Genomic DNA, 26,411 nt, shown 5'->3' with positions numbered 1-26,411 from the left:
ACTTTCTGATACTAAATATTAACCTTGACGTTGCTTGTGGCGCGGTTCTGCTGTACAGATAATATGTACACGGCCTTTACGACGCACAACTTTACAGCTACCACAAATCTTCTTAACTGATGCTTGAACTTTCATAGCATACTCCTTGAAATATCGTACCGCTCATTTAAGGTTGAGTGGGCGATTGAATTAACGTCTGATCATGATATTGATGGGTCATCAAATGCGCTTGAATCTGCGAGATGAAGTCCATTACCACAACCACCATAATCAGTAAAGATGTACCACCAAGTTGAAACGGCACACCAAACGATGACTGGACGACCATCGGCATTAAACAAATAACCGTCATATACATCGCGCCAATAAAGGTCAGTCGGTTTAATACATGATCGAGGTAACGCTGAGTTTGTTGTCCAGGGCGAATACCAGGGATATACGCACCACTACGCTTAAGGTTTTCTGCTACTTCACGCGGGCTAAATACCAATGCCGTATAAAAATAACAGAAGAAAATAATCATCGCACCAAATAGTACTAGATATAGCGGTTGCCCTGGGGACAACACCAATGCCATATTTTGCAATATTTTTTGTACAAAAGTAGGATCAGTTGATTGACCAACCCACTGCCCTAAACTTGCAGGGAACAGTAACAAAGAACTGGCAAAAATAGCTGGGATAACCCCTGCCATGTTGAGCTTCAACGGCAAATGTGATTGCTGTTGAGCGTATATCTTGCGACCTTGCTGCTGTTTTTGTGCATAGTTGACAGGGACACGGCGCTGAGCACGTTCAATATAAACAATACCTGCAGTAACCGCGATGCCTAATAGTACAAAAATGAACAGTACAATCAGGTTCATCTGACCTTGATTGACCTGTTCGATAGACTGCGAAATCATACCTGGCGTACCAGCCACAATGCTCGCAAAAATAAGCATTGAGATACCATTACCAACGCCGCGCTCTGTAATCTGCTCACCAAGCCACATTAAGAACATTGCGCCCGCTACTAATGAAGTAACGGCTGGAATATAGAAAGTCAAACCAGAGGATAAGGTAAGATTTTGGCTGATTAAGCCAGCACACATTCCTAATGACTGTACTAGAGCTAAAGCAAGTGTCCCTTGACGGGTGTACTTGTTTAGCTTGCGTCGTCCCGCTTCACCTTCTTTTTTGAGGGCTTCAAGCGATGGCAGTACTGCAGACATCATCTGTACAATAATCGATGCTGAAATATATGGCATAATGCCAAGCGCCATAATAGACATACGCTCTAGCGCACCACCTGAGAACATATTAAACATGCTCAGAATGGTGTTTTCGTTGCGCGAAAACAGATCAGCCAAGTTAACTGGGTTGATACCCGGAACTGGAATATGTGACCCTAAACGATAAACAATCAATGCGCCGATTAAGAATAATAAACGCGTCCATAATTCGTCATACTTGCGTATGAAGGCAAATGGATTAAGCGGTATACCAGCCGATGACATTGATTGTTTTGACACGTTACTACTCCTCGATGCTACCACCAGCAGCTTCGATTGCTTGCTTAGCGCCTTTAGTCACTTTAATACCTTTAAAGGTATAAGCTTTAGTCACTTCGCCTGACAACATTACACGAGCACGCTTCATATCATGACGGATAAGGTTAGCAGCTTTAAGTGTTTCAATGCTGACCACATCGCCTTCAATTTTATTCAATTCAGACAGACGGACTTCAGCAGTCGTCATTGCCATTCTACTGGTAAAACCAAATTTTGGTAGACGGCGATATAAAGGCATTTGACCACCTTCAAATCCTGAGCGTATGCTAGAACCTGAACGAGATTTCTGACCTTTTACACCACGACCACCAGTCTTACCAAGACCTGAACCGATACCACGACCACGACGTTGGGCAGTTTTCTTTGCGCCAACACCTGGTGATAATTCATTTAATCTAAGACCCATTACGCTTCCTCCACTTTTACCATGTAGTTGACGCGATTGACCATACCACGGGTTGAAGGAGTATCTTCTACTTCAACAGTATGATTAATACGGCGTAAACCCAATCCTTTCAAGCTCGCTTTGTGGCTCTTTAGGCGATGGGCACCCGATTTAAATTGAGTGACTTTCATTTTTTTCATCGTAACTCACCTAGTCTAAGTTAACCCAAGATTTCGTCTACAGATTTACCACGTTTTGCTGCCATCTTCTCTGGAGTTGACATATCACGTAAACCGTTAAACGTAGCGCGAACCACGTTAGCAGTATTGGTAGAACCATAACATTTAGTCAAAACATCTTTGACACCAGCAACTTCTAACACAGCACGCATTGCGCCACCAGCGATTACGCCAGTACCTTCAGATGCAGGCTGCATGTAGACTTTACTAGCACCATGACGTGCTTTGATCGGATGATACAAAGTTGCATCGTTTAGCTCAACAGTAATCATATTGCGTTTGGCAGCTTCTAGCGCTTTTTGAATAGCAGCTGGCACTTCACGTGCTTTACCACGACCAAAACCAACACGACCATTGCCATCACCAACAACAGTTAATGCGGTGAAAGAGAAAATACGACCACCTTTAACTACTTTTGCGACGCGGTCAACGGTAACTAAGCGTTCTACTAAACCGTCTGTTTGCTCATTTTTATCATTTTTATCATTTCTAGCCATGATTAAAACTCCAATCCGTTTTCGCGAGCTGCTTCAGCTAAAGCTTTAACTCGACCATGATATTTAAAACCACTACGGTCAAAGGCAACTTTAGTAACCCCAGCTGCTTTTGCGCGTTCTGCGATCATTTGGCCTACAGACGTCGCTGCATCAGCGTTGCCAGTTGCGCCTGAGCGCAAGCTGCCGTCTAAGGTAGATGCCTGAGCAATCACTTCACCACCGTTCGGAGAGATAATCTGGGCATAGATGTGCTTTGGCGTGCGATTAACCGTTAAGCGATGTACGCCTAAATGACGGATATGCGCGCGGGTTTTCTTAGCTCGACGCAGACGAGCTGCTTTTTTATCAAACATTTCAACTCACCTTATTTTTTCTTAGCTTCTTTGCGAACCACATGTTCGTCGCTATAACGAATACCTTTGCCTTTATAAGGCTCTGGTGGGCGGAAACCACGGATATTAGCCGCTGCTTGACCAAGCTGCTGCTTATTGTTCGATTTCAAAACAATTTCAGTTTGCGTTGGGGTTTCAGCTGACACACCTTCAGGTAGCGTATATTCTACTGGATGAGAGTAACCAACGTTTAGCGTTACTTTATTACCAGTAGCTTGCGCGCGATAACCAACACCAATTAATTGAAGACGTCTTTCAAAGCCTTCATTCACGCCAGTAACATAATTGTTAAGCAGGGCGCGCATGGTGCCAGTGTGCATCATGGCTTCTTTTGAATCGACTGTAGGTGAGAAAATGATCGCATCATCTTCCTGTTTCAGCTCGACCAATTCATGCAGGCGTAAAGACAAATTGCCGTTCTTGCCTTTCACTTCGACCTGCCGATCGTTCAAAGTAACGCTTACGCCGTTTGGCAGCGTCACTGGGGCTTTAGCCACACGAGACATAGGAATATTCCTTAAAAAATTAACTTCTTTATATTAGCGAAAAAACTAACAGGCTAAAAAGCCTGCTAGTTTAGCATAGTTGTTCCCATTAAGCACCATTCAATTTTATCAACTTCAAATGCTTAGCTTTCTTTAAGCTCATTGCAAATCATTATGGACTTACAACAGCTTAAAGGGGTTCAAGTAGACTTTGTCGTCTCATCACCAATAGCATAAATGCTAATTAGGCAACGAATGCAACGATTTCACCACCGATACCAGCAGCGCGTGCAGCACGATCGCTCATGATACCTTGGCTAGTCGATACGATAGCAACACCCATACCTTGCTTAACAGTAGGGATAGCGTCTTTACCGCGATGCTGGCGTAAACCAGGACGGCTAAAACGTTGGATAGTTTCGATGACAGCTTTGCCTTCGAAGTATTTCAGTTCAATAGTCAATGTTGCTTTATTGTTGTCTTGTTCAGTAACAACAGCGTTCGCTACATAACCTTCGCTAACCAGTAAATCAGCAATTGATTTACGTAATTTAGAGCTCGGCATTGCTACCGATACTTTGTTAGCCATTTGTGCGTTACGAATACGGGTTAGCATATCCCCAACGGTATCTTGCATACTCATATAGTTACTCCTTACCAGCTTGCTTTACGAACACCAGGCACATCGCCTTGCATGACACGCTCACGCAGCATATTGCGTGATAAGCCAAACTTGCGGAAGTAACCGTGAGGACGACCGGTGATAGCACAACGATTGCGCAGACGTACTGGTGATGAATTGCGTGGAAGAGCTTGTAGCTCTAGCATCGCTTCCATACGAGTTTCGTCACTTGCAGTCATATCACTGATAGTTTCTTTTAGCTTGATACGCTTTTCAGCATATTTAGCAACCATTTTTTCGCGCTTTAATTCGCGGTTAATCATGCTCTTCTTTGCCATAACGTCTTTACCTTATTTAAATGGGAAGCCGAATGCTTTGAGTAACGCACGACCTTCTTCATCATTACCAGCTGACGTGGTGATTGTCACATCCATACCGCGGATACGATCAATTTTGTCAAAATCTACTTCTGGGAATACGATTTGTTCTTTGATACCCAATGAGTAGTTACCACGTCCGTCGAAGGCTTTAGGTGAAAAACCGCGGAAATCACGAATACGAGGAATTGCAATGGCAATGAGACGATCTAAAAATTCGTACATTTGCTCACCGCGTAGCGTTACTTTACAGCCAATTGGCCATTCTTCACGAATCTTAAAGCCAGCAACTGATTTACGCGCTTTAGTGACCACAGGTTTTTGACCAGCAATCGCGGTCATATCAGCTACAGCACCTTCAAGCAATTTCTTGTCTTGAGACGCCCCGCCTACACCCATGTTAAGTGTGATTTTAGTGATTTTAGGCACTTGCATCACATTCGCTAAACCAAGGTCTTCTTTGATTTGCTGCTTTAGTTCATCGTTATATAAAGATTTTAATCTTGCCATTACCATTACACCCTTAGTGTCTTACGCAGTCGCCACTACTTCACCGTTCGAACGATAGACGCGTTGTTTGTTGCCGTCTTCGCCGAACTGATAAGTAATACGATCAGCTTTTTGGGTTTGCGCATTTAATATTGCGACATTTGAGATATGCAGAAAAGCTTCTTGCTTAAGAATGCCACCTTCAACGCCAGTTGCCTGATTTGGCTTCTGATGTTTAGTAACAATATTAATGCCTTCAACTTTAATACGATCGTTTTTTACAGCTTGTACAGTACCTTGTTTGCCTTTATCTTTACCAGCAATCACGATAACTGTATCGCCTTTACGTAATTTTGACATGGATTACCTCACAATACTTCTGGTGCTAGGGATACAATTTTCATAAACTGATCACCACGTAGTTCACGAGTTACCGGTCCAAAAATACGAGTTGCAATCGGTGCTTTGTTTTGGTTTAACAATACCGCAGCATTGTCATCAAAACGCAGAACAGAACCATCAGGACGACGAACGCCTTTTTTGGTACGTACAACTACCGCATTCATCACGTCGCCTTTTTTAACACGACCGCGAGGAATGGCTTCTTTAACCGTTACTTTAATAATGTCGCCAACTGATGCATAACGACGATGAGAGCCACCCAGTACTTTAATGCACTGAACTCGCCTTGCACCGCTATTGTCTGCAACTTCCAGCATTGACTCAACCTGAATCATAGCGTTACTCCACACGTATGAGCAATAAAAACCAGTTGCTGCCGCTAGCACAGTATGAGTAGTCGGCATTTTAATATAAATAACCGCTGCTACTCTTAATGTGAGTGATATACGCTCGGCGCAATCAGCATCCTTAAAAAGGCGGCTATTTTAACAGCTTCTGGCTTTTAATGCAATTTACTTAGATTTTTTCTACTTTTTCAACCACATCAACCAAAGTCCAAGACTTGGTTTTTGAGATTGGACGCGTTTCTTTGATGCGGACAAGGTCGCCTTGTTGGCAAACGTTATTCTCATCATGAGCTTTGATTTTTGTAGAACGACGAAGCTGCTTGCCATACAAAGGATGACGTACAAGACGTTCAATCAAAACTGTGATGGACTTGTCCATCTTGTCGCTGACAACTCTTCCTGTCAATACGCTAGCATTAGCTGTTTGATTGTTATCGCTCATGAGTCGCCTCGTTGTTTCTCGTTAATCAAAGTCTGAATCTGAGCAATCGTGCGACGATTGCCTCTGACTTCATGGGTATTACCCAACTGACCAGTTGCTTTAGCCATACGAATACGGAAAGCATCAAGTTGCTTTTCATCAAGTAACTGGGTCAGTTCTTCTAATGATTTATCACGTAATTCACTGATCTTCATTACATTATCGTCCGCTTAACAATGGTAGTTTTAAAGGGCAGTTTTGCTGCAGCAAGCGTGAAAGCTTCACGTGCAAGCTCTTCTGGTACCCCTTCAATTTCATATAGCACTTTACCAGGTTTGATTTCGCATACCCAATATTCAACAGGACCTTTACCTTTACCCATACGTACTTCTAATGGCTTGTTGGTAATAGGCTTGTCTGGGAATACACGAATCCAAATCTTACCGCCACGCTTAATTTTACGAGTGATGGTACGACGTGCTGCTTCGATTTGACGGGCTGTCATACGACCGCGCGTCAATGATTTTAGACCAATTTGTCCGAATGCAACGGTGCTTCCACGATGAGCTAGCCCAGTGTTACGACCTTTATGCATTTTACGAAACTTGGTACGTTTTGGCTGTAACATAGTTTAACCTCTGTCTGAGTTTCGACGGTTTCCGTTTCCGCGACCACGGCGTTTTGGCGCACGAGTCTGCTCTTCTTTGACGGGATTGTAAACACTGTTCATACCGTCAAGGATCTCTCCGCGGAAGATCCAAACTTTTACACCGATGGTGCCGTAAGTTGTCTCTGCACGTACTGACGCATAGTCAATATCAGCGCGAAGTGTATGTAATGGCACACGGCCTTCACGATACCACTCACTACGAGCAATCTCAGCACCGCCAAGACGACCAGACAGCTCAACTTTAATACCTTTAGCACCAGAACGCATGCTGTTCTGTACCGCGCGTTTCATCGCACGACGGAACATAACACGACGCTCAAGCTGGCTTCCGATACCGTCTGCTACCAAACGTGCATCAAGATCAGGTGACGTGATTTCTTCAATGTTGACCTGAGCAGGTACGCCCATAATTTTGGTCAATTCTTTTTGAAGTCTTTCGATATCTTCGCCTTTCTTACCGATAACAATACCAGGACGCGCAGTGGCGATGGTAATCTTAGCGGCGCCAGTAGGACGCTCGATCATGATGTTGCTGATCATAGCGTTATCTAGCTTTTTGCGTAGATACTCACGAACTTGAATGTCGTTAATGAGGTATTCTGAGTATTGTTTAGGGTTAGCATACCAATTTGCATTATGCTTTTTTACAACACCAAGACGAATTCCGATTGGATGTACTTTTTGACCCATAACTTATTCTCCTACCTTTATAGTGATGTGACAGGTACGCTTACTGATACGATCAGCGCGACCTTTGGCACGTGGTAGGATACGTTTTAGCGTAATGCCTTCATCAACGTAGATGGTTGATACTTTAAGCGTATCAATGTCTAAACCGTTGTTGTTTTCGGCATTGGCGATGGCTGAGTTAAGACATTTCTTAACAAACACAGCGCCTTTTTTATTACTATACGTTAGGATATCCAAAGCACGCTCGATAGATTTGCCACGAACTTCATCAGCAACGAGTCTAACTTTTTGTGCCGATATGGCGGCACCGCGTAATTTTGCAGTTACTTCCATGGTAAGCACCTTATCTCTTAGCTTTTTTGTCAATGCCGTGACCACGATACGTACGAGTCGGGGCAAATTCACCTAGTTTATGACCAACCATCTGCTCACTCACAATAACCGGTACGTGAGTACGGCCGTTGTGAACAGATAAAGTTAGGCCAACCATTTGTGGCAGAATCATCGAGCGGCGCGACCAAGTCTTAATTGGTTTGCGTGAGTTGGTGTCTAATGCATTTTCAACTTTAGCAAATAAGTGCGCGTCTATGAATGGACCTTTTTTCAATGAACGAGGCATGAAATTCTTCCTTTATTTCTTCTTGGCGCGGCGGCGGATGATCATGTTGTCAGTACGCTTATTGTGACGCGTTTTAAGTCCTTTAGACTTCTGACCCCAAGGGCTAGTTGGATGGCGACCTTTATTACGACCTTCACCACCACCGTGTGGGTGATCAACCGGGTTCATAGCGACACCACGAACAGAAGGACGAACACCACGCCAACGTGAAGCACCAGCTTTACCAAGTGATTTCAAGTTGTTTTCAGTGTTAGAAACTTCACCAATAACAGCACGGCAATTCACGTGTACACGGCGTGTTTCGCCAGAGCGCATACGTAGAATAGCATAAATACCGTCACGACCTAGCAACTGAACACTAGCACCCGCAGAACGAGCCATCTGTGCACCTTTACCGATTTTAAGTTCGATATTATGGATCACAGTACCTAGTGGTATGTTTTTTAGCGGTAAACAGTTACCTGGACGAATTGGTGATAATTCACCTGACATTACAGTATCACCAACTACTTGTTTCTTAGCAGCGATAATATAACGACGTTCGCCGTCAGCGTACTTAAGTAAAGCAATATGCGCAGTACGGTTAGGATCGTATTCAATACGCTCTACTGTAGCTGGGATATTGTCTTTAGTACGTTTAAAATCAATAATACGATAATGTTGCTTATGACCACCGCCGATGTGACGAGTAGTGATACGGCCATTATTGTTACGACCACCGGTCTTGCTTTTTGATTCTAGAAGCGCTGCAAACGGACGACCTTTATAAAGGTGTGGATGCACTACTTTTTCAACAAAACGACGGCCTGGTGATGTTGGCTTTGCTCTTACGATAGGCATGAGTGTAATCCTTATTCGTTATTCGCTGTTTCACTAGTAGAAGCAGTCGTATTTGCGACCTCTTCACCAGCATCAGCCATTTGTACATCTTGACCAGCTTTTAAGGTAACATAGGCTTTTTTATAGTCATTACGACGGCCGATACTTTTACCAAAACGCTTTGTCTTACCTTTAACGTTCAATGTGTTTACTTTTAAAACTTCAACACCTTCAAACATCATCTCAACTGCTTTTTTAACTTCTAACTTAGTAGCGTTAGAGTCAATTTTAAATACCTGCACACCAAGTGAGTCGCCAAGCATTTGAGATTTCTCTGAGAATACAGGTCCTCTTAGGATCTGATAAAGTCTTGCGTTATTCATGCTAGTGCTTCCTCAAATTGTTTCGCAGCTTCGACTGTCATGATCACTTTATCAAAAGCGATCAAGCTCACTGGATCCACTTCACTTGTATCAAGTACATTGACATGTGGGATGTTTCGAGCAGCTAAGTATAAGTTTTCGTCAACTTCTTTGGTGACGATTAATGCACGTGATGCATTTAACTCACCTAACTTTGCGATAAGCTCTTTAGTCTTAGGTCCAGAAACGCTCAACTCTTCAACCAAGATCAAACGCTCTTGGCGAATCAATTCGGCTAGGATACACTGCATAGCACCGCGATACATTTTACGGTTGACTTTCTGTGACCAATCTTGTGGTTTGGCCGCAAATGTGCGTCCGCCCCCACGCCAGATAGGACTACGAATAGAGCCTGCACGAGCACGACCAGTACCTTTTTGGCGCCATGGCTTAATGCCACCGCCAGAAACTTCGGCACGGGTCTTTTGAGCGCGTGTACCTTGGCGAGCACCAGCAAGATATGCGGTGACGACTTGATGCACTAGTGCTTCGTTGAATTCACGACCGAAAGCCGTATCAGAAAGCTCAACTGCCGCCCCTGTAACTGTTTTTAAATCCACGTTAATCCCCTTGCTTAGGCTTTGACTGACGGACGTACGATGACATCGCCACCGGTGGCACCTGGGATAGCACCCTTGATGACAAGTAACCCATTTTCAACATCAACCGATATCACTTCTAGGCCTTGAACGGTAACGCGTTTGTTACCCATCTGACCTGGCATTTTTTTGCCTTTGAAGACTTTACCTGGTGACTGGTTTTGACCAGTTGAACCAATGGCACGGTGAGATACTGAGTTACCATGAGTGGCATCTTGCATGCTGAAGTTGTGACGCTTCACGCCGCCTTGAAAGCCTTTACCTTTACTGTTTCCTGTGACATCAACCATCTGACCTTGTTCAAACAAGTCAGCTAGGATCTCACCACCAATCTCACGACCTTCAAGATCGCTGTCATTGGCACGAAATTCCCAAACACCACGACCAGCGGCAACGCCGGCTTTAGCGAAGTGACCTTTTTGAGCTGCTGTTACGCGGCTGTCACGACGGGTGCCTGTGGTAATTTGGATGGCTTGATAGCCATCTACATCAGTATTTTTTACTTGAGTAATGCGGTTAGCACTGATCTCAACCACTGTTACAGGGATAGATGCGCCTGCTTCAGTGAAGACACGGGTCATGCCGCATTTTTTACCGACTAAACCGATCGCCATTTTAGACCTCTTTATATCTTATATTAATGGGTTGGGTGTTTATGTGCATTAACCCAAAGCAATTTGAACGTCAACACCCGCCGCTAAGTCAAGCTTCATTAGCGCATCCACAGTTTTATCGGTAGGTTGAACAATGTCAACCATACGCTTATGAGTACGGATTTCGTACTGATCACGAGCGTCTTTGTTAACGTGTGGTGAGGTTAGAACGTTGAAGCGCTCAATGCGAGTCGGCAACGGTACAGGACCACAAACTTGCGCACCGGTGCGCTTTGCAGTATCAACAATCTCTTGTGCAGATTGATCAATCAGACGATGATCAAAAGACTTAAGACGGATACGGATTCTCTGGTTAGCCATGCCAGCAAGCTCCTAATATGTGCTTTCGTCATTCTTGCTTTGCAAAGATATGACCAAAAGCCGTTTGGTTAAATATTTACTTAAAGCTGCCTTCTGTTCTTAACCAGAATGAGTTCTTTATCCGAACTTGTAGCGTGCCAAAAGCAAAATAGTTTAAAGCCCCGCCGACCCTTCCATAATAGGATGTCAGCAAAGGCATAATGAAATAGTGCTAGAAACGATGCTCTAGCTGTCATAGCGCCAGCTGTTTGATTGGCTGCGCATATATAATTCAGTGGTATATATTATACATAGTATTTTAGTCATTGCAAGAGCAATATCTATGGCATTTCAAGATATTAGGCTTTATAAACAAAATCACTTATAGCCAATCATTTGCGTTGAATAGCTTAGTGATGGGCAAACCGTTAGTCTAAAACGATATCGTACTGCTCTTGGGTATAGAGATTTTCGACATCAAAAGTAATCACCCTACCCAGCAGATACTCTAAATCTGCTACCGTATCCGACTCTGAGGTGAGTAATAAATCAATGACTGCGGCATGGGCAACCACCGTAAACTTCTTAGGAGAATTATAGGTACGAGCACAGCGCATGATTTCACGGAATATCTCAAAGCAGACGGTTTCAGCGGTTTTGACAAAGCCGCGGCCTTGACAAGTTGAACACGGCTCACACAACTGCTGCCCTAGCGATTCACGAGTACGTTTACGGGTCATCTCTACCAAACCAAGTTCACTGACTTGGGTAATCTTCGTCTTGGCATAGTCTTGTGCCAGTTGCGACTGCAAACTCTCCAGCACGTCATCTTTATGCTGCTGCTCCAGCATATCAATGAAGTCTAGGATAATAATACCGCCAAGATTACGCAAACGCAGCTGTCGAGCGATGGCATGAGTGGCTTCTAAGTTGGTTTTGTAAACCGTATCTTCTAATGAACGTCCACCAACAAAAGAGCCTGTGTTGACATCAATCGTGGTCATCGCTTCGGTCTGGTCAATAATTAAGTAACCACCTGACTTTAAGTCAACGCGACGTTTTAAAGCATCACGTAAATCGTCTTCAACCCGATGAACGTCAAATAAGGATTGCTCCGCGGTATAATGCACAATTCGATCATAGACGAAAGGCACGAACTCTTTAGCGAACTGCCTGACTTGCTCGTAGATTTGTGCATTATCAATGACGATTTTTGCGGTATCGGTATGTACTAGGTCACGAATCGAGCGTAGTGGTAGAGCCAACTCTTGGTAAATAAGCTCTGAGCTTTGATGATGATTGATTTCCTGACGACGCGCGCAGATAGTCCGCCAAAGCTGCAACAAATAATAAATGTCTTCTTCTAGTTTATCGACAGGCACGCGCTCGGCAGCCGTACGGGCAATCAATCCGCCTTTTAGGTTGACGGTTTGCATCAAACTATTTAGCTCAGTCTTGAGACGGTTACGCTCTTCTTCGCCATCGATACGCTGTGATATGCCGATATGATCACTCGATGGCAAATATACCAGATAGCGCGACGGCAGAGAGACATTGGTGGTCAGGCGAGCGCCTTTGCTGCCCAATTGGTCTTTTGTCACTTGGACAAGAATACGTTGGCTTTCGTGCAAGCGGTGCTGGATAAGGGTTTTAGAAACAGGAACGACATCGGTACTTTGCGCACTGACCACTGGCGGGCTGACGTCTAGACTATCAACACCGTTTTCCACCACAGTGTTGTCTGTATTTGTATTTGCCTCCTTCTTACCCTCATCAGGTGCTTTATTTTTTCTTTCTACTATTGGACGAGGCTCGCGCTGCATATCATTGACATGTAAAAACGCTGTCCGTGACTGACCGATATCAACAAAGGCCGCTTGCATACCCGGAAGGACACGCACAACAGTACCCAGATAGATATTACCAACCAAACCCAGTTTGTGATGTCGCTCAATATAGATTTCGCCTAGGATACCGTTGTCTAGCACGGCGACACGCGACTCCATTGGACTAATATTAATCAGCAGCTCTTCGGACATAATGTTTTCTCTTATCTTTCAGCTTTCTTGTTAGACAGTCATCGTCTATTAGATTTACAGTGTAACAAATGCAACTTGCTCTTGCCCATTACCCTAGCGTGTCGTTATGTGCAGACAATGAACGGCGGGCTTTTAGCGCATTGACAAGGGCTGCTCTACCATTGTGGCTTTTTAATGAGTGCCAGTATCTAGAATATCTTTAAGCAATGCCAGCGTTTGCGAAAGCGGCAAGCCGACGACATTGGTATAGCTACCATTGATACGGCTAACCCATGCAGCACCCAAACCTTGAATACCGTAGCCACCTGCTTTATCAGCAGGTTCGCCACTCTCCCAATAACAGCTCATCATCTCCGTCGTCAGAGGTATAAAGGTGACTGCCGTACGTTCGGTGATTTGTTGTTGCTTGACAACTTGGAATACTGACTCATGGTTTTCTGTATGAGTGTGCGTAGAAACTAAGGATACATGGGTAGCTTGTACTGCCGTCCATACTTCATGGGTATTATCTGACATTTGCTGCCACATGCGATAAGCGTGCTCGCGATCGGCTGGTTTTACCAGTACCGTCTGACCATCTGGTAGCACACCAATGGTATCAGAGGTCAAAATAATAAGCTGCTCAGCGAGGTTATCTTTGCTTGTTTCAACGGTGTCATTTAACTGTTGTACTGCGGCAGCCGCTTTGGCAGCGACCATACGCTCAATATAGTTTTTTGGTAGCTCATTATCTTGTGGCGTTTCATCGATATCGACGCTCATGACCGTAAAATCCAGCTGCGCTCTAGCGAGCAACTCCCGACGACGCGGTGAACTAGAGGCTAAAATAATATCCATCGCTATTCTCTTGTTTTATGATCATATCAATTATCAAAGGCACAGAGGCTTTCAGGATTGGCAGCTTTCATGTTGAGCATAAATTCTACTGCCAATCACATTAACACTACTAATAACAGAGAAGCTCTCAAAAGCAATTATTGAGGTAGTAACTGAATTGATTAACGCGCAAATTTTCGTAACACTAGTAGCACTAGAGGCCAGCTGACTATACTCATCAATAAAGAAAAGGCAGACTGCGCGACAAAAATATTTTGGATAAACATCTGTAGCATCCACAAACTCAGTTGAAACAGCAGCAAGCCTAATGAGGCGATAAGCCAAGCATTGACAGTGTTTAACTTTCTGACATAAATGCTACTGATCTTGATAACAAGTGCCACCATCACAGCAGCAAAGGCTTGCTGACCTAAGTGGGTGTCCATCAAAAGGTCTGCTACTAAACCAATGGTAAACGCGGTAAAGATACCAACGTAACGTGGCTGAAACAGCAGCCAAAAAATCAGCACCATGATCATAATCATGGGACGCAAGGTAGCCATACTAGGACTTAATGGATAGACATTGAGCGATGAGGCAACGACAAAGCTGGTAACAATCGCAATGAGCAAGATCCCGATTGGGTGCCTAGAGTCAGAATACGTCATGAATACCTACCTTAGCGAGTGTTTGGCGGCGGCCATTTGAACGTCTATTTAGCTGAAAAAACATCACTAAAAAGGTATGGGTGAAGACACTATAGAGCGAGCCCAGCAAAGTGGTTAGCGATGTATAAATTGAATATCAGCCACCATTACTATCGAAACCCACATTACTTTTATCTATCAGCTTGTCTTGAAGCACTAATACGTAGGCATTATCGATAAAATTTGCCGCTGGCGTGACTTCAATACTTCTGAAGTTATCTGCTTGCGTGTCTTTGACATGAGCGATCCGACCGACTCGATAGCCTGCTGGAATGCGACCACCTAAACCTGAAGAAACCAGCTCGTCACCCACGCGCACGTCTGAGGTTTTGAAGACATAATTGAGGCTTAAAGAAGTGGGTATTCCCTGACCCGTCACAATCGCCCGCTGACCCGTACGTTTAACCGTTACTGCTACCGACTGCTGCTCATCAGTAATGAGTAGTAAGCGACTGGTATTGGGATAAACATTGATGATCTGACCCAATATACCGTCTTCGTCGATGACCGTTTGACCGACTTGCACCCCATCTTGCGCGCCTTTATTAAGCACGACGATTTGGCGAAGTAAATTGGTGTCTGTACCGATAACCTGTGCCAAATTTAGCTCAAACTGTTCAGGTTTGGTGGTCGACAAGATGCCTTGCAAGCGCGCATTTTGTGCCAAAATATAGTCTTGCTGCTGGAGCTTGGCCTGCGCGTGAATCAACTGCGACTTTAATTGCATGTTTTCGCGGCGTAGCGCTTCTTTTGATTGTAAGCTGCCACTTGCCCAATGCTTAGCATAGCTTGGCAATAGTGACAGTTCATAGATAGGCTGCATAGCGGCATGACTGGTATTGCGTACAGGACTGAACCATTCCGGATTTTTGCTATCGAACCACATCATTATCAACGCTACTATCAATACAATAGCAGCCTTACGAAGTGCTAATGGCTGGCGTGCAAAAATACTTGGCGTCATAAGTCATCTAATTAAGGTTTTCTAATGTGAGCAATACCTAGCGCTAGTTATAACAATGTTTAACGATCTCATCGTTATCAGCATTTAGTGGCGATGCGTGTAGCTGGCAATTAGTAATATGATTAAAGGCAGCGCAACTGGCTACCTTTATCGTTATTTACTTTTATCGTTAAATCGAATGTTTGACAATCGTGTTAACCGTCACTGAAGCATGCTTGTAAAAAATCACGGTTAACAACAACTGATGTTCATTTAAATAAAAAGCCACTTAAACGAATGGTCACTTAAACAAAAATCATATTTAAGCTTTTATTATTGATGAAGTCGAGGGCGATACCGCCACCACGACTGACGCAAGTCAATGGATCGTCAGCGACTGTCACTGGCAAACCCGTCTCTCTTGAAATCAGCTTGTCTAAATCACGCAACAATGCACCGCCACCGGTCAAGACAATACCACGCTCGGCAATATCTGATGACAGCTCAGGTGGGGTTTGCTCAAGTGCTGCTTTTACCGCACTGACAATACCGCTTAGTGGGTCGCTTAACGCTTTTTGCACTTCTTCTGAATTGACCGTAAAGGTCTTTGGCACGCCTTCTGCCATGCTACGACCACGAACTTCGACTTCTAATTGACTGTCTTCATTCAGGGCAGAGCCTACTTCTTTTTTGATACGCTCAGCAGTGGTTTCACCAATCACACAACCGTGGGTACGGCGTACATGGGTGATAATGGCTTCATCAAATATGTCGCCACCGATACGAATCGACTCGGCATACACGCAACCTGATAGAGCAATAACCGCAATCTCAGTTGTACCACCACCGATATCAACCACCATTGAGCCACTCGCTTCATGCACTGGCATGCCAGCACCAATAGCAGCGGCCATCGGCTCTTCTAGCAATAGCACTTTGCTTGCGCCCGCTGATGATACGGCTTCACGGATGGCTTTGCGTTCAACGAGAGTCGATTTGCATGGCACACAAACGACCACGTTGGGCTGTGCCATAAAACGCTTCGCCTTTACCTTGCCGATAAAGTGCTTAAGCATTTTTTGGGTCACTTCAAAGTCAGCAATCACGCCGTCTTTTAGGGGACGAATCGCCGTGATATTGGCAGGCGTACGACCAAGCATCTGCTTGGCATCGATGCCAACCGCAGCAACGGTAGGGTTATGGGTACGATTGCTTCGTAGCGCGACCACCGTAGGCTCATCGAGCACCACGCCTTTATTAGGAATAAAAATTAAAGTGTTCGCAGTACCAAGGTCGATAGCGATATTATTTGATAAAAATCCAAACAGGTTCATGACTAATATATCCAGCGTCTTACGAATGAGGCGAATGAGAGTGACTGAGAGGGTTACTCTTCAGTGTTGAGCAGGTCGTCGTTAGACATCAACTGTGGCGAAATTGGTGCATCGCAACAAGTCAAACCTAAGCAATAATGATGAAATGACAAAACTGAGCTAAATTATACCGATTTAGCTCAAAAAAAACACAGGTATTTGCATCAGTAAGGCAGGATTTTGATCTTAAACGCTAAAAGTTGTTACAAAGTTTGAAATGGCAGTGAATACCATTCGATCTAATGAAACATCATTTAATTCAATAACTAACAAGGCTCTATAGGCAAATGATAGTTTTGCCTAGCATCACAGGTGCATACTGTAACGTATTTCAGAACGTAATGGGTAAGCAATTGAGAATCATGCGGTCAATTTTGCAAATCTTTGTGAATCATGGTGGCTTGGTTGAGATTGTGCAGCAATCAAGCATCAGGCTCTGTAAACTTGGGTCAGATGCTTTATAATAAGCCTATGCTATCTCACTTTTATTTTAGTAGCCAATTATAGTGGTTGCTTTTAACAGCGATTTAATTTTAATAACTGGTTTTAACAGCGGCTTTTTAAGTGCTTGTTTTAAGCGCTACTTTTAAACCTACTAACTCTAACAAAAACTGTCCTTCACTGGAGAAACTATGTCACAGCAACCAGCAACGTCTGACAGCAACGTCAGCCGTGAAGAAATCCTAGAAGTTGCCAGCCTTGCGCGATTGGGTGTCGATGAAACGACCGCCAACAGCTATGCCAACGAAATCAGCAAAGTATTAAAACTGATGCATACGCTTGGTAATGTGGACACGACTGATGTTAAACCACTATCGAATATCCATGAGGCTTGCCAAGACTTGCGTGCCGACGTCGCCAAACACGATATCAATCGTGAACGTAACCAATCGGTCGCGCCAGCAGTTGAAGACGGTTTGTACCTAGTACCACAAGTGATTGAATAATTGGTCGGCTCTATTTCTGCCTTTATCTCATTTTATTTTATGCTATTAACATTTTGACGGACGACACCTTATGTCTGAACTTCATTTATTAAGTACCCAGCAGCTTATTACGGGCTTGCAAGAAAAACAATTTAGTAGCCTTGAGCTGACAGAACACTATATTAAACGTATCGATGCGCTAGACAGCAAGATTAATAGCTTTATCACTCATACGTCTGAGACAGCACGCGCACAAGCGCAAGCAGCGGACGAGATGCGGGCGCAAGGTGATCAGCGCCCATTACTTGGTGTACCGATGGCGCACAAAGATATCTTTTGTACCCAAGGCGTATTGACCACTTGCGGCTCAAAGATGCTACATAACTTTGTCTCACCTTATAATGCTACTATCGTGTCAAACATCGACAAAGCAGGCATGATTAGCTTGGGCAAGCTCAACATGGATGAGTTTGCGATGGGCTCGGACAATAGCAGCTCATACTATGGTACGGTGCAAAACCCTTGGAATCTAGAGCGCGTCCCTGGTGGTTCATCAGGTGGTAGTGCTGCCGCGGTTGCCGCAGGTTTTGTGCCAGTCGCAACCGGTAGTGATACGGGCGGCTCTATTCGTCAGCCTGCTTCATTCTGTGGCTTAACGGGTATCAAGCCCACTTATGGCCGAGTGTCACGCTTTGGTATGATTGCCTATGCATCAAGTCTGGATCAAGCTGGCAGCATGGGACGCAGCGCCAAAGATTGCGCTTATCTATTGCAACCAATGATTGGGCACGATGCGCGTGATGCAACGTCTATCAAGTATGACATGCCTGACTACGTACAAGACATCAATGATGCAGAAGCAGCCGCTGGTGATAAACCCTTTGCTGGTCTACGTATCGGTGTCGCTAAAGAATACTTTAGTAAAGGGCTTGATGCTGAAGTAGAAACAGCCGTACGTGCTGCTTTGACAAAATACGAAGAGCTGGGCGCAACCATCGTAGAAGTGAACATCACTGATCCTGAAATCACGTTGGCGACTTACTACATGCTAGCCCCTGCAGAAGCATCATCTAACCTGTCGCGCTTCGATGGTGTGCGCTTTGGCTATCGCTGTGAGAATCCAAAAGATCTCATCGATCTATACACGCGCTCACGTTCTGAAGGTTTTGGTCCTGAAGTACAGCGCCGTATCTTGACGGGCACTTACGCGCTATCTGCTGGTTATTTCGATGCTTATTATACTAAAGCACAAAAAATACGCCGCTTAATCGTTAAAGACTTCGAAGACGCCTTTGCCAACTGTGATGTCATCGCCAGCCCAACGGCACCAACGGCTGCTTACAAGCTTGCTGAAGACCTCGACCCTGCGACCATGTACTTAGGCGATGTTTATACCATCGCGGTCAACTTAGCTGGTCTGCCTGCGCTTAGCCAACCAGTTGGTTTAAACTCAGAAGGCTTACCTATTGGCTTACAGTTAATCGGTAAGCATTGGCAAGAGAGTCAACTGCTCACGACTGCGCATCTATTCCAGCAGCATACAGATCATCATCTACAGCACTCTGCCATCGCAAAGGAGACGGTATAATGAACACAGCAACTACTGATAACAATGCCGTTCGCGAGCACGCTGTTCGTAAAGAGCTGTTCGTTGATGGTTACGAAGTCGTCATCGGTATCGAGATTCACTGCCAGCTAAATACGGAAAGTAAGATTTTCTCAAGTGCGCCCACTGACTTCGGTCACGAGCCAAACACACAAGCCAGTATTGTAGATTTGGGTCTACCTGGTGTCTTGCCAGTGCTAAATGCGGGCGTGGTCGATCGTGCGCTAAAATTCGGCATTGGCGTCAATGCTGAGCTGGGTCTATTTAATACCTTTGACCGTAAAAACTACTTTTATCCTGATCTGCCTAAAGGCTATCAAATTACTCAGATGGCCAACCCTATCGTTGGCGAAGGGTATATCGATGTCGTGGTTAATGAAGGCGAAAAGAACGAATATCCGAAACGTATGGGTATCACCCGCGCGCATTTGGAAGAAGACGCTGGTAAATCTGTCCATGATGCCGTTGATGGTATGACTGGTGTGGATCTCAACCGTGCTGGTACGCCATTGATCGAAATCGTCTCTGAGCCAGACATGCGCTCAGCTCACGAAGCACTGGCTTATATCAAAGCCATTCATCAGCTGGTCACGTGGCTAGGTATCTCAGATGCGGTCATGGCAGAAGGCTCGTTCCGCTGCGATTGTAACGTCTCTGTGCGTAAGCCAGGTGCAGAATTGGGCACGCGTACTGAGCTAAAGAACTTAAATTCGTTCCGCTTTATCGAGCGCGCCATCAATCGTGAAATCGAGCGTCAAATCGACATCGTTGAAGACGGCGGTAAAGTTGTGCAAGCGACGATGCTATATGATCCAGAGCGCGACGAAACTCGTACGATGCGTACCAAAGAAGATGCCAACGACTATCGCTACTTCCCTGATCCTGACCTGCTGCCTGTTCGTATCGAGCAGCATACGGTTGATGCGATCAAAGCGGCGATGCCTGAGCTACCAGTGGCTCGTCGTGCTCGCTTTGAAGAAGCACTTGGTCTGTCAGAGTATGACGCTCGTATCTTAACTGGTAGCCGTCAAATTGCCGATTACTTCGAAGCAGTCGTCGCTGAAGTAGGACAATCAGATGCCAAAATGGCAGGCAACTGGGTCATGGGCGATCTACTCGGCGCACTGAACAAAGATGACAAAGATATCATCGACTCCCCTATCAGCGCCAAGCAATTGGCTGGCATGCTAGCGCGTATCAAAGACGATACGCTATCTGGCAAGTTGGCTAAGAAAGTCTTCAGCGCGCTCTATGAACGCGCGGGCGGCGATGCTGATGATGCCGCTGACAAAATCATCGAAGAAAAAGGTCTCAAGCAAGAAACCGATACGGGCGCTATCAAAGCCATCGTTGAAGAAGTCATTGCTAAAAACGAAGCGATGGTTGACGAGTATCGTGGCGGTAAAGAAAAAGCCTTTAACGGTCTGGTAGGTCAAGTCATGAAAGCCAGTCGCGGTAGTGCCAACCCGCAGCAAGTCAACCAAATCCTAAAAGAGCTACTGGGTTAAGGTTAATTGCTGATTGGTTATGCTGACTGTGATACGTAAATTAAGGTTATAGATTTTGGCCAAAATAAATAGCCCTTGCAATATGCCTAATTTTGCGTAAAATAGTCAGTCAATCGGGGCGTAGCGCAGTCTGGTAGCGCACTACACTGGGGGTGTAGTGGTCGCAGGTTCAAATCCTGCCGTTCCGACCAAACATAGTAGTAAAGAGAAAAGCCAATCATTGTTTTCAATGGTTGGCTTTTTTTTGTTGATATCAGTTAAAATTAAACTTCCATATATAGTTATTTTTGAGATTGAGATGATAAATATTTTGACTGAGGATTTTCTATCCATTGAAGAGGTAGCTATATATTTAGAGAAATTTGGATATAGCTACGATTTGGAAAAACAGCATGAATATACAAGATTGTATTCTAAAATCTATGACCTAAACACTCAAAATAACGTGACAGTTTTATTCCATTATTATGGAATGTTGCAAGAAGAAATAGAGGAAGTCGATTACGATGAGAACCTTTGTACTGGTGAACCAGTAAGAATTCCGATATATAAAGAAGTCAATAATATCCATGCTAATGCTCATTATTACGTGGATACAGCGCTTTTAAGAAATATACTTATAAATGAAGAACAAGTTGAATTAGATCACTATATTTCAAAATATGGTAAAGATGAATTGAGCACTCAGAATCAAGAACGATCTTACTTCTTAAAGAACAGTGTACATATTTCTGCAAGACATCTTCGAATCCCTAAATGTGAATTGGACAGTGTGTTCGAAGAAATCTTATCAAGCAGTACTATAGATAATCAGATAAATAAACCTACCCAAAAATTACTAGATGATAAAATACTAAGCCATGCAGAGCATTCAGAAAATGATGAAGTATTCCACCCCAAAGATAGTGCTTATCATTTAATAGCAGTTTTGAAGGATTTGCTATTAGATCCTAACACTACACCCTATATGTTTAGGACCGACAACCAGAAAAGCACTAACCAACCAACACAAGCAGGGTTAGCCGAGCATATCGCTGCAATGAATTTGAAAGGTCTAAAAGCGAGGAATATAAACGGTATATTTTCAGATGCCAATAGATTACTAAATGATTTAAAAAAATATTAATCTCACAAATTGCAAATGCAAGCTACAAATTGCAAATGCAATGTCCTAAACAAGCTTATCCCCTAGGATAGTTCCAAGTAAGCCGTAGCACACCGTTACAGCTAACATGGAGCTAAACATGACTCAGCAAGATCACACCCCACCTAATCTAGAACAACAGCTACCGCATAACGCGCCTAGCAACTTACCAAAATGGCTACTACCAATATTCAAAACGGTACTCAGTATTCTATTACCTTACTTGCTATCGCCACCTGATATCAGCATTCATATCCATCACATTAACATCATGTTTTAAGTCAAAAAGCTTAGCACTACCCTAGCCGATACTCGTGTCCTATAGACTTTCATAGAGCCAACAGTTAGGGTAAATGCTACAACGTTACGATGGTTTATCCTATGTCCGAGCCTGTCGATCAGCCCACATCTACCCGCCTTATAGATGCTGCCCCTTGGGAAGCGTACCGACGACCTTATGTGCGTGATTTGGCTTATGCGCTGGCTTGTCCTAACGTCTTAACTGAATGGATAGACTTTGCACCGCATCAAACCACACATACGATTTCAGTGCATAATGCCAGCTTTTGGCGGACACAGTTTGAGGCGTATGGGCAACGATTAACAGAACTCGATACTACTACTGACTATCAAGCGCTGACTCGTTATTTACTCAAGCGCCCAAGTCCCAATCGACTGGGGTTTCACTTTGAAGGGTTACTGTCATTTTGGTTAGAGGATGGATTTGCGCGCAAACTACATCCGTATGAGACACTGGCTAATAATGTGCAGCTCTATAATGGCAAGCAGACGACGGGTGAGCTAGATTTAATCTTATATAACCATGCGGAAAATCTGGTCGAGCATTGGGAGCTGGCGATTAAGTTTTTTATGGGATCAGCGCCATTTAAGCCGGAGAATTGGGTGGGCATCAACTCCAATGACAATTTGCAGCGCAAAATGACCCATATGCAAACCAAGCAGTTTCGCACCGTATGGGTAGATACCGAAAATCATGGGCAAGTCAAAATCGACAAGCGTTATGGCGTGATAAAAGGACGGTTCTTTTTACCAAAGAACATCGCTAATCTCTTCTATCCGTCTTGGCTAGTACCAAGCTTTCCCATGCACGAATGGTGCGATAAGTACGACACGAGCACTCTCGCGATGCTTGATATCAGAGATTTGCGCGCTGCTCATTATATTGAATGGTTTAGCAAACGCGACTTTTATGATGGACGTCCGTCGGCACTTATCCATTCTGAAAACGGTATCTTAAAAACAGGATTATACTTTGAGGGTGATAGACCCATCGTCATTTACCCGAAGCAGCATGATGAGACAGATGATAAATTTTAGTAACGTCCACCGCATTACATAGACATGTATATGGACGCTTTAGCCATCTGTTTTATTAATGCAATGCAATGAAGCTACCAAGCATAGCGTCCATACAAGCTAATCTCACTGCGTTTGGCTTTGTCTGAGTCGAGACTGTCAGTCAGCAATTTTATGCCAGCATAGCGACTGTCTACAGCGAGACCCAATGCTTGCGTCTGCGGCTCTATTAAGCCCGTCACCGTAATAGGAAAAGCATCATTGGACGTTTGATAGCCTGCGGATAATTGATACAAGTCTTGAATGTCATTCACTTGACCATGTAGACCGAGCTGCCATTGACTGTCTAGCTGATGCTGAAGGCTACCTTCAACTCGCCATGGCAATGTCTGTGTGACATCGTCAGTGCTAAGCTGCCCTTCAATCGTATAGAGAGGTCTGCCGTTGACGTCATAATCCAACGCATAGCGAGTGCTTGGCATGTCTTTCCAATGCATGCGTCCAAGGATATCGTAGCCGCGCAGAGACAACTGCGTGCTATCAGACAACTGACCTGTGAGCTGCAAATCGAGCGAATAACCATATCCTGAAGGTTTCGCGGGATTCCAGTTTAGGTTTTCCTCCCCTAAGGCTGGTTCATCATAGTAATAATCTATATAAGCGTTGGTTTTATCCAAACTGTCTCGTATATCTGTCACCTCATTATTTGGTAACACTCTGGTGCTCAAATCGCCAACTATCTTACCTTCTAGTGCATGCAGTCCTTGCCAGAGATTGGCACGAGTCGTCAATTGCCAGTTGGGCATGAGCTGCTGCGTCAAGCCAACATTAGCGCCGATCCTCTCGTTGTGCTTGGCTTCTAAAAATAACGGATAAGTTTGACTGGTACTTGAAGGCTGTTTATTTTCATACTGCCAATAAACTTCGGCAGTCTCTTTGCTAAACGTCATCAAATAATCATAACGCCAGCCTAGACCGTAGCTAATCGCACTGCCCGCAGGACGAATCTCAAGCAATGTTCGACCTTGGGCATAAGCATGATCTCCTGAATCTAAAGGTGCATTCCAATCGTCCAAAAATGCTGAGATAGGCTGTGTTGGACTATGAGCCGTTGCCATCAAACTCCACTCTATCTGCGCGTCTGATTGTTTGGTCTGACTGTCTAGCAAGCCTGTCGCTTGGGGGTAGAAGTAAAAATTCGTATCAGCAGCTGGTATGTCTGCACTATCAGCAACCGCAGCGCTGGATATCATCATAGCGGCAATCGCTGGCATAGTGATTAACTTTGTACGGCTGGATAGATGCAATGCTAAGCTTTTAGGTAAAAAACCATAGAGACTTGAAACGTTATATGGCATAAATTTCTCACGTTTATTAGAGAGCATAAAAAAGAGACAGTAAGCTGTCTCTTTTTTGTGCTGCTATACCTCAATCGCTACTAACAACGTTTGAGAGTCGATGTGACACATGGTTTGATTATAGAATAATTAAACTGTCATCAGTGAATTTGGCCGTAACTTTGCCATCATTATCCATTAAATCACCGTAGTCTTTACCATTAACCATGATATCGCCGAGCTTACCCATGTTATCTTTTATGAAGTCACCATTAGCATCGACATTTAACTTGATCGACGCTTTATTTTGCTCAACGGTAAACTGGGTACTAATCACATCATAGTTATTGTCTAAGCTTGACTTACCTGTTACGAATAGCTTCTTACCCTCTACGCTAGCAGTCAGGCCTTGTAGCTCAATAACATTACGAGCAGTACGTTTAAGATTGGCTTGGAAATCAAGCGGGATCGTCGTTGCACCCTCTTTGGTTACTTTGCCTTTAATCGCCAACACTATTTCCATACCTATGTATTTATTGGCGGTCTCTTCCACATTACCTGTGTCAGTCGCTATCAAGAAGTTCTTTATATCAGCATCGTTGGCAGTAGCATTTAAAGTAATCGTTACATCAGTCTCAGGTTTTTGCTTTGTCATCTTGCCAGTTATAGCAAGTTTATAAGGAATGGTTCTAACCACTAAGCTATTGTCTGCCAGCTTTTTGCTGACATCTAGTGCAGCAAATTCAAAATCCTTTGCTTCGATTACACTATCGTTAGCCGTCAACTTTAGACTGCTTAATTTGATGACAGCCTTTTCTAGAGTAATACCTTCTCTATTTGCGTCATTGATATCAAACTCATCATTGACCACGACTTTATCACTGAATTGACCGCTGACTGTAGCCCCTTTAGTATTTGAGCTGAGGCTAACGGCGTCCGTACCAGTACCAATTTTAATACTCTTGAAACCCAAGCTACCATTGAAGTTAGTCGTACTGGTATTAGAAATCAGTGCATCTTCAAAACCATCAAACGCTACGGTGAAAACGTCTTTATTATCAACAACAGGGTCATATAAACCTGTTTGTGGATTATATACGTAATCGTATTCTTCGATATTGACCTTGGTGCTACCAGTTAAGGTAAACTTCCCGTCAGTACTTAGCGTCGCTAAAAACCCTTTTTCTGGGGTTAAGGCTATATTGCCCAGTGCTGTTTCAAACTCTTCATCATTGGCCAGTGCAGTAATATCAGCTGCTGTGAGCTGTGATACATCAGTCTCTTCCATATAGTATTTCAGATCACTTGGGATATCGAAGGTGTAGCCAAGTCGTGTATCTTGCTTTTCTGTAAGGATATCACTGACATCTTCATAAGCATCTGTAACCGCTTTATTATCACTGACAAACAGCTTGGCAGTACGAATCATCTCTTTTGCTTGCTCAAGCTCAGACAAACTATTATCAACAGGCGGTTTAATTGGAACCTCTGGAGTATTGTTACCATTACCAGAAGAGGTGTTGTTATCATTGTCATCGCCACAGCCTGCTAATGCTAACGTGCTGGCTAGTGCTAATGCAGTCAATTTAAAAAGTTTCATTACACAGTCCTTTATAGAGATGTTTTAAAGAGTCAAGACAGCAAGAACGTGATCCAACTAAGCAAAGAAAGCTCACATAGTTAAAGAACGCTCATATCAATTTAGAAAACTTAAG

36 protein-coding genes and 1 tRNA gene are annotated in these 26,411 nt (G+C 44.0%); 7 read left to right on the top strand and 30 right to left on the bottom strand.

Features of this window, described 5'->3' with window-relative positions; all coding sequences use genetic code 11:
- Positions 1-18: 18 nt before the first annotated feature.
- The 28 genes from rpmJ to IE130_RS11940 all read right to left on the bottom strand — a co-directional run bounded on the left by rpmJ (position 19) and on the right by IE130_RS11940 (position 16,828).
- On the bottom strand, positions 19-135 hold the full coding sequence (rpmJ, locus tag IE130_RS12075; protein ID WP_010196721.1) for a 50S ribosomal protein L36: 117 nt from the start codon (positions 133-135) through the stop codon (positions 19-21).
- Positions 136-166: 31 nt separating this feature from the next.
- Entirely contained in the window at positions 167-1,498 is a 1,332-nt protein-coding gene (gene secY / locus IE130_RS12070; protein WP_173240232.1) for a preprotein translocase subunit SecY, read from the bottom strand.
- Positions 1,499-1,517: 19 nt separating this feature from the next.
- Positions 1,518-1,958, bottom strand: a complete 441-nt coding sequence (rplO, locus tag IE130_RS12065; RefSeq protein ID WP_010196716.1) for a 50S ribosomal protein L15 — start codon at positions 1,956-1,958, stop codon at positions 1,518-1,520.
- A complete protein-coding gene (gene rpmD / locus IE130_RS12060; protein WP_010196714.1) occupies positions 1,958-2,137 on the bottom strand; it encodes a 50S ribosomal protein L30 in 180 nt (59 codons plus the stop codon). The genes rplO and rpmD overlap by 1 nt, the downstream gene beginning before the upstream one ends.
- Before the next feature lie 20 nt (positions 2,138-2,157).
- The gene (gene rpsE / locus IE130_RS12055; protein WP_010196711.1) at positions 2,158-2,673 is read right to left on the bottom strand and encodes a 30S ribosomal protein S5; all 516 of its coding nucleotides are present in this window, start codon (positions 2,671-2,673) and stop codon (positions 2,158-2,160) included.
- A 2-nt stretch (positions 2,674-2,675) separates the two neighbouring features.
- Positions 2,676-3,026 (bottom strand): 50S ribosomal protein L18, encoded by a 351-nt coding sequence (gene rplR, locus IE130_RS12050; RefSeq protein ID WP_010196708.1) that lies wholly within the window; start codon positions 3,024-3,026, stop codon positions 2,676-2,678.
- Positions 3,027-3,037: 11 nt separating this feature from the next.
- Positions 3,038-3,571, bottom strand: coding sequence for a 50S ribosomal protein L6 (gene rplF, locus IE130_RS12045; RefSeq protein WP_010196707.1), 534 nt, complete (start codon positions 3,569-3,571; stop codon positions 3,038-3,040).
- Positions 3,572-3,794: 223 nt separating this feature from the next.
- A complete protein-coding gene (rpsH, locus tag IE130_RS12040) occupies positions 3,795-4,193 on the bottom strand; it encodes a 30S ribosomal protein S8 (protein WP_010196706.1) in 399 nt (132 codons plus the stop codon).
- An 11-nt stretch (positions 4,194-4,204) separates the two neighbouring features.
- Positions 4,205-4,510, bottom strand: a complete 306-nt coding sequence (rpsN, locus tag IE130_RS12035) for a 30S ribosomal protein S14 (protein WP_010196705.1) — start codon at positions 4,508-4,510, stop codon at positions 4,205-4,207.
- Positions 4,511-4,522: 12 nt separating this feature from the next.
- A complete protein-coding gene (gene rplE, locus IE130_RS12030; protein ID WP_010196704.1) occupies positions 4,523-5,059 on the bottom strand; it encodes a 50S ribosomal protein L5 in 537 nt (178 codons plus the stop codon).
- A gap of 21 nt (positions 5,060-5,080) precedes the next feature.
- The gene (gene rplX / locus IE130_RS12025; RefSeq protein WP_010196703.1) at positions 5,081-5,398 is read right to left on the bottom strand and encodes a 50S ribosomal protein L24; all 318 of its coding nucleotides are present in this window, start codon (positions 5,396-5,398) and stop codon (positions 5,081-5,083) included.
- A gap of 8 nt (positions 5,399-5,406) precedes the next feature.
- On the bottom strand, positions 5,407-5,775 hold the full coding sequence (gene rplN, locus IE130_RS12020) for a 50S ribosomal protein L14 (RefSeq protein ID WP_010196702.1): 369 nt from the start codon (positions 5,773-5,775) through the stop codon (positions 5,407-5,409).
- 181 nt (positions 5,776-5,956) lie between these two features.
- Positions 5,957-6,229 carry a 30S ribosomal protein S17 gene (gene rpsQ, locus IE130_RS12015; RefSeq protein ID WP_010196699.1) on the bottom strand — a complete coding sequence of 91 codons (273 nt, stop codon included), beginning with the start codon at positions 6,227-6,229 and terminating at the stop codon, positions 5,957-5,959.
- Positions 6,226-6,423, bottom strand: coding sequence for a 50S ribosomal protein L29 (gene rpmC, locus IE130_RS12010; RefSeq protein ID WP_010196696.1), 198 nt, complete (start codon positions 6,421-6,423; stop codon positions 6,226-6,228). The genes rpsQ and rpmC overlap by 4 nt, the downstream gene beginning before the upstream one ends.
- A complete protein-coding gene (gene rplP / locus IE130_RS12005) occupies positions 6,423-6,836 on the bottom strand; it encodes a 50S ribosomal protein L16 (RefSeq protein WP_010196693.1) in 414 nt (137 codons plus the stop codon). The genes rpmC and rplP overlap by 1 nt, the downstream gene beginning before the upstream one ends.
- A 3-nt stretch (positions 6,837-6,839) precedes the next feature.
- The gene (gene rpsC / locus IE130_RS12000; RefSeq protein WP_010196691.1) at positions 6,840-7,568 is read right to left on the bottom strand and encodes a 30S ribosomal protein S3; all 729 of its coding nucleotides are present in this window, start codon (positions 7,566-7,568) and stop codon (positions 6,840-6,842) included.
- Between the two features lie 3 nt (positions 7,569-7,571).
- The gene (gene rplV / locus IE130_RS11995; RefSeq protein WP_010196689.1) at positions 7,572-7,901 is read right to left on the bottom strand and encodes a 50S ribosomal protein L22; all 330 of its coding nucleotides are present in this window, start codon (positions 7,899-7,901) and stop codon (positions 7,572-7,574) included.
- 10 nt (positions 7,902-7,911) lie between these two features.
- A complete protein-coding gene (gene rpsS, locus IE130_RS11990) occupies positions 7,912-8,187 on the bottom strand; it encodes a 30S ribosomal protein S19 (protein WP_010196682.1) in 276 nt (91 codons plus the stop codon).
- A gap of 12 nt (positions 8,188-8,199) precedes the next feature.
- Entirely contained in the window at positions 8,200-9,027 is an 828-nt protein-coding gene (rplB, locus tag IE130_RS11985; protein ID WP_010196679.1) for a 50S ribosomal protein L2, read from the bottom strand.
- Positions 9,028-9,038: 11 nt separating this feature from the next.
- Positions 9,039-9,389, bottom strand: a complete 351-nt coding sequence (rplW, locus tag IE130_RS11980) for a 50S ribosomal protein L23 (protein WP_010196677.1) — start codon at positions 9,387-9,389, stop codon at positions 9,039-9,041.
- Positions 9,386-9,988, bottom strand: coding sequence for a 50S ribosomal protein L4 (gene rplD / locus IE130_RS11975; RefSeq protein WP_010196673.1), 603 nt, complete (start codon positions 9,986-9,988; stop codon positions 9,386-9,388). The genes rplW and rplD overlap by 4 nt, the downstream gene beginning before the upstream one ends.
- 14 nt (positions 9,989-10,002) lie before the next feature.
- A complete protein-coding gene (gene rplC / locus IE130_RS11970) occupies positions 10,003-10,641 on the bottom strand; it encodes a 50S ribosomal protein L3 (protein ID WP_010196672.1) in 639 nt (212 codons plus the stop codon).
- Positions 10,642-10,689: 48 nt separating this feature from the next.
- On the bottom strand, positions 10,690-11,001 hold the full coding sequence (rpsJ, locus tag IE130_RS11965; protein ID WP_010196670.1) for a 30S ribosomal protein S10: 312 nt from the start codon (positions 10,999-11,001) through the stop codon (positions 10,690-10,692).
- 407 nt (positions 11,002-11,408) lie between these two features.
- Positions 11,409-13,019 carry an Rne/Rng family ribonuclease gene (locus IE130_RS11960; protein ID WP_189586275.1) on the bottom strand — a complete coding sequence of 537 codons (1,611 nt, stop codon included), beginning with the start codon at positions 13,017-13,019 and terminating at the stop codon, positions 11,409-11,411.
- A gap of 171 nt (positions 13,020-13,190) precedes the next feature.
- Complete coding sequence (locus IE130_RS11955) at positions 13,191-13,856, bottom strand: Maf family protein (protein WP_189586272.1); 666 nt, start codon at positions 13,854-13,856, stop codon at positions 13,191-13,193.
- Positions 13,857-14,017: 161 nt separating this feature from the next.
- On the bottom strand, positions 14,018-14,503 hold the full coding sequence (mreD, locus tag IE130_RS11950; protein ID WP_189586270.1) for a rod shape-determining protein MreD: 486 nt from the start codon (positions 14,501-14,503) through the stop codon (positions 14,018-14,020).
- A 136-nt stretch (positions 14,504-14,639) separates the two neighbouring features.
- Positions 14,640-15,506 (bottom strand): rod shape-determining protein MreC, encoded by an 867-nt coding sequence (gene mreC / locus IE130_RS11945; protein ID WP_010196660.1) that lies wholly within the window; start codon positions 15,504-15,506, stop codon positions 14,640-14,642.
- A 284-nt stretch (positions 15,507-15,790) separates the two neighbouring features.
- A complete protein-coding gene (locus IE130_RS11940; protein ID WP_026037076.1) occupies positions 15,791-16,828 on the bottom strand; it encodes a rod shape-determining protein in 1,038 nt (345 codons plus the stop codon).
- A gap of 662 nt (positions 16,829-17,490) precedes the next feature.
- Between IE130_RS11940 and gatC the strand changes: the two genes are divergently transcribed.
- The 7 genes from gatC (at position 17,491) to IE130_RS11905 (ending at position 23,380) form a co-directional block, all read left to right on the top strand.
- Entirely contained in the window at positions 17,491-17,805 is a 315-nt protein-coding gene (gene gatC / locus IE130_RS11935; RefSeq protein ID WP_189586267.1) for an Asp-tRNA(Asn)/Glu-tRNA(Gln) amidotransferase subunit GatC, read from the top strand.
- A 70-nt stretch (positions 17,806-17,875) separates the two neighbouring features.
- Positions 17,876-19,372, top strand: coding sequence for an Asp-tRNA(Asn)/Glu-tRNA(Gln) amidotransferase subunit GatA (gene gatA / locus IE130_RS11930; RefSeq protein WP_189586264.1), 1,497 nt, complete (start codon positions 17,876-17,878; stop codon positions 19,370-19,372).
- Positions 19,372-20,898, top strand: a complete 1,527-nt coding sequence (gene gatB, locus IE130_RS11925) for an Asp-tRNA(Asn)/Glu-tRNA(Gln) amidotransferase subunit GatB (RefSeq protein WP_189586262.1) — start codon at positions 19,372-19,374, stop codon at positions 20,896-20,898. The genes gatA and gatB overlap by 1 nt, the downstream gene beginning before the upstream one ends.
- A 114-nt stretch (positions 20,899-21,012) precedes the next feature.
- A tRNA-Pro gene (locus IE130_RS11920) sits at positions 21,013-21,089 on the top strand.
- Positions 21,056-22,024: a hypothetical protein gene (locus tag IE130_RS11915; RefSeq protein WP_189586259.1), complete on the top strand. Its 969-nt coding sequence runs from the start codon at positions 21,056-21,058 to the stop codon at positions 22,022-22,024. The genes IE130_RS11920 and IE130_RS11915 overlap by 34 nt, the downstream gene beginning before the upstream one ends.
- A 118-nt stretch (positions 22,025-22,142) precedes the next feature.
- Complete coding sequence (locus IE130_RS11910; RefSeq protein ID WP_189586256.1) at positions 22,143-22,322, top strand: hypothetical protein; 180 nt, start codon at positions 22,143-22,145, stop codon at positions 22,320-22,322.
- Between the two features lie 101 nt (positions 22,323-22,423).
- Positions 22,424-23,380: a DUF1853 family protein gene (locus tag IE130_RS11905; protein ID WP_189586253.1), complete on the top strand. Its 957-nt coding sequence runs from the start codon at positions 22,424-22,426 to the stop codon at positions 23,378-23,380.
- Positions 23,381-23,454: 74 nt separating this feature from the next.
- On the opposite strand, the gene IE130_RS11900 is transcribed toward IE130_RS11905, so the two are convergent.
- Complete coding sequence (locus tag IE130_RS11900) at positions 23,455-24,717, bottom strand: hypothetical protein (RefSeq protein ID WP_189586250.1); 1,263 nt, start codon at positions 24,715-24,717, stop codon at positions 23,455-23,457.
- 118 nt (positions 24,718-24,835) lie between these two features.
- The gene (locus IE130_RS11895) at positions 24,836-26,296 is read right to left on the bottom strand and encodes a hypothetical protein (protein ID WP_189586247.1); all 1,461 of its coding nucleotides are present in this window, start codon (positions 26,294-26,296) and stop codon (positions 24,836-24,838) included.
- Positions 26,297-26,411: the final 115 nt, after the last annotated feature.

The organism is Psychrobacter glaciei, from assembly GCF_014652895.1.
Taxonomy (GTDB): domain Bacteria; phylum Pseudomonadota; class Gammaproteobacteria; order Pseudomonadales; family Moraxellaceae; genus Psychrobacter; species Psychrobacter glaciei.
The sequence above is the reverse complement of the archived record's forward strand: the minus strand, read 5'-3'. Positions and strand labels throughout refer to the sequence as shown.

Coding starts and splice junctions, on each gene's coding strand:
- rplC (WP_010196672.1), bottom strand. CDS start 10,641: ATGGCGATCGGTTTAGTCGGTAAAAAATGCGGCATGACCCGTGTCTTC.
- rplX (WP_010196703.1), bottom strand. CDS start 5,398: ATGTCAAAATTACGTAAAGGCGATACAGTTATCGTGATTGCTGGTAAA.
- rpmC (WP_010196696.1), bottom strand. CDS start 6,423: ATGAAGATCAGTGAATTACGTGATAAATCATTAGAAGAACTGACCCAG.
- rpsQ (WP_010196699.1), bottom strand. CDS start 6,229: ATGAGCGATAACAATCAAACAGCTAATGCTAGCGTATTGACAGGAAGA.
- rplF (WP_010196707.1), bottom strand. CDS start 3,571: ATGTCTCGTGTGGCTAAAGCCCCAGTGACGCTGCCAAACGGCGTAAGC.
- gatB (WP_189586262.1), top strand. CDS start 19,372: ATGAACACAGCAACTACTGATAACAATGCCGTTCGCGAGCACGCTGTT.
- mreD (WP_189586270.1), bottom strand. CDS start 14,503: ATGACGTATTCTGACTCTAGGCACCCAATCGGGATCTTGCTCATTGCG.
- rplE (WP_010196704.1), bottom strand. CDS start 5,059: ATGGCAAGATTAAAATCTTTATATAACGATGAACTAAAGCAGCAAATC.
- rplW (WP_010196677.1), bottom strand. CDS start 9,389: ATGAATAACGCAAGACTTTATCAGATCCTAAGAGGACCTGTATTCTCA.
- rplN (WP_010196702.1), bottom strand. CDS start 5,775: ATGATTCAGGTTGAGTCAATGCTGGAAGTTGCAGACAATAGCGGTGCA.
- rplO (WP_010196716.1), bottom strand. CDS start 1,958: ATGGGTCTTAGATTAAATGAATTATCACCAGGTGTTGGCGCAAAGAAA.
- IE130_RS11900 (WP_189586250.1), bottom strand. CDS start 24,717: ATGCCATATAACGTTTCAAGTCTCTATGGTTTTTTACCTAAAAGCTTA.
- IE130_RS11955 (WP_189586272.1), bottom strand. CDS start 13,856: ATGGATATTATTTTAGCCTCTAGTTCACCGCGTCGTCGGGAGTTGCTC.
- rplV (WP_010196689.1), bottom strand. CDS start 7,901: ATGGAAGTAACTGCAAAATTACGCGGTGCCGCCATATCGGCACAAAAA.
- secY (WP_173240232.1), bottom strand. CDS start 1,498: ATGTCATCGGCTGGTATACCGCTTAATCCATTTGCCTTCATACGCAAG.
- mreC (WP_010196660.1), bottom strand. CDS start 15,506: ATGACGCCAAGTATTTTTGCACGCCAGCCATTAGCACTTCGTAAGGCT.
- rpmD (WP_010196714.1), bottom strand. CDS start 2,137: ATGAAAAAAATGAAAGTCACTCAATTTAAATCGGGTGCCCATCGCCTA.
- rpsC (WP_010196691.1), bottom strand. CDS start 7,568: ATGGGTCAAAAAGTACATCCAATCGGAATTCGTCTTGGTGTTGTAAAA.
- gatC (WP_189586267.1), top strand. CDS start 17,491: ATGTCACAGCAACCAGCAACGTCTGACAGCAACGTCAGCCGTGAAGAA.
- rplR (WP_010196708.1), bottom strand. CDS start 3,026: ATGTTTGATAAAAAAGCAGCTCGTCTGCGTCGAGCTAAGAAAACCCGC.
- IE130_RS11910 (WP_189586256.1), top strand. CDS start 22,143: ATGACTCAGCAAGATCACACCCCACCTAATCTAGAACAACAGCTACCG.
- IE130_RS11960 (WP_189586275.1), bottom strand. CDS start 13,019: ATGTCCGAAGAGCTGCTGATTAATATTAGTCCAATGGAGTCGCGTGTC.
- rplP (WP_010196693.1), bottom strand. CDS start 6,836: ATGTTACAGCCAAAACGTACCAAGTTTCGTAAAATGCATAAAGGTCGT.
- gatA (WP_189586264.1), top strand. CDS start 17,876: ATGTCTGAACTTCATTTATTAAGTACCCAGCAGCTTATTACGGGCTTG.
- IE130_RS11905 (WP_189586253.1), top strand. CDS start 22,424: ATGTCCGAGCCTGTCGATCAGCCCACATCTACCCGCCTTATAGATGCT.
- rpsN (WP_010196705.1), bottom strand. CDS start 4,510: ATGGCAAAGAAGAGCATGATTAACCGCGAATTAAAGCGCGAAAAAATG.
- rpsH (WP_010196706.1), bottom strand. CDS start 4,193: ATGAGTATGCAAGATACCGTTGGGGATATGCTAACCCGTATTCGTAAC.
- rpsE (WP_010196711.1), bottom strand. CDS start 2,673: ATGGCTAGAAATGATAAAAATGATAAAAATGAGCAAACAGACGGTTTA.
- rpsS (WP_010196682.1), bottom strand. CDS start 8,187: ATGCCTCGTTCATTGAAAAAAGGTCCATTCATAGACGCGCACTTATTT.
- rplB (WP_010196679.1), bottom strand. CDS start 9,027: ATGCCTATCGTAAGAGCAAAGCCAACATCACCAGGCCGTCGTTTTGTT.
- rpsJ (WP_010196670.1), bottom strand. CDS start 11,001: ATGGCTAACCAGAGAATCCGTATCCGTCTTAAGTCTTTTGATCATCGT.
- IE130_RS11895 (WP_189586247.1), bottom strand. CDS start 26,296: ATGAAACTTTTTAAATTGACTGCATTAGCACTAGCCAGCACGTTAGCA.
- rpmJ (WP_010196721.1), bottom strand. CDS start 135: ATGAAAGTTCAAGCATCAGTTAAGAAGATTTGTGGTAGCTGTAAAGTT.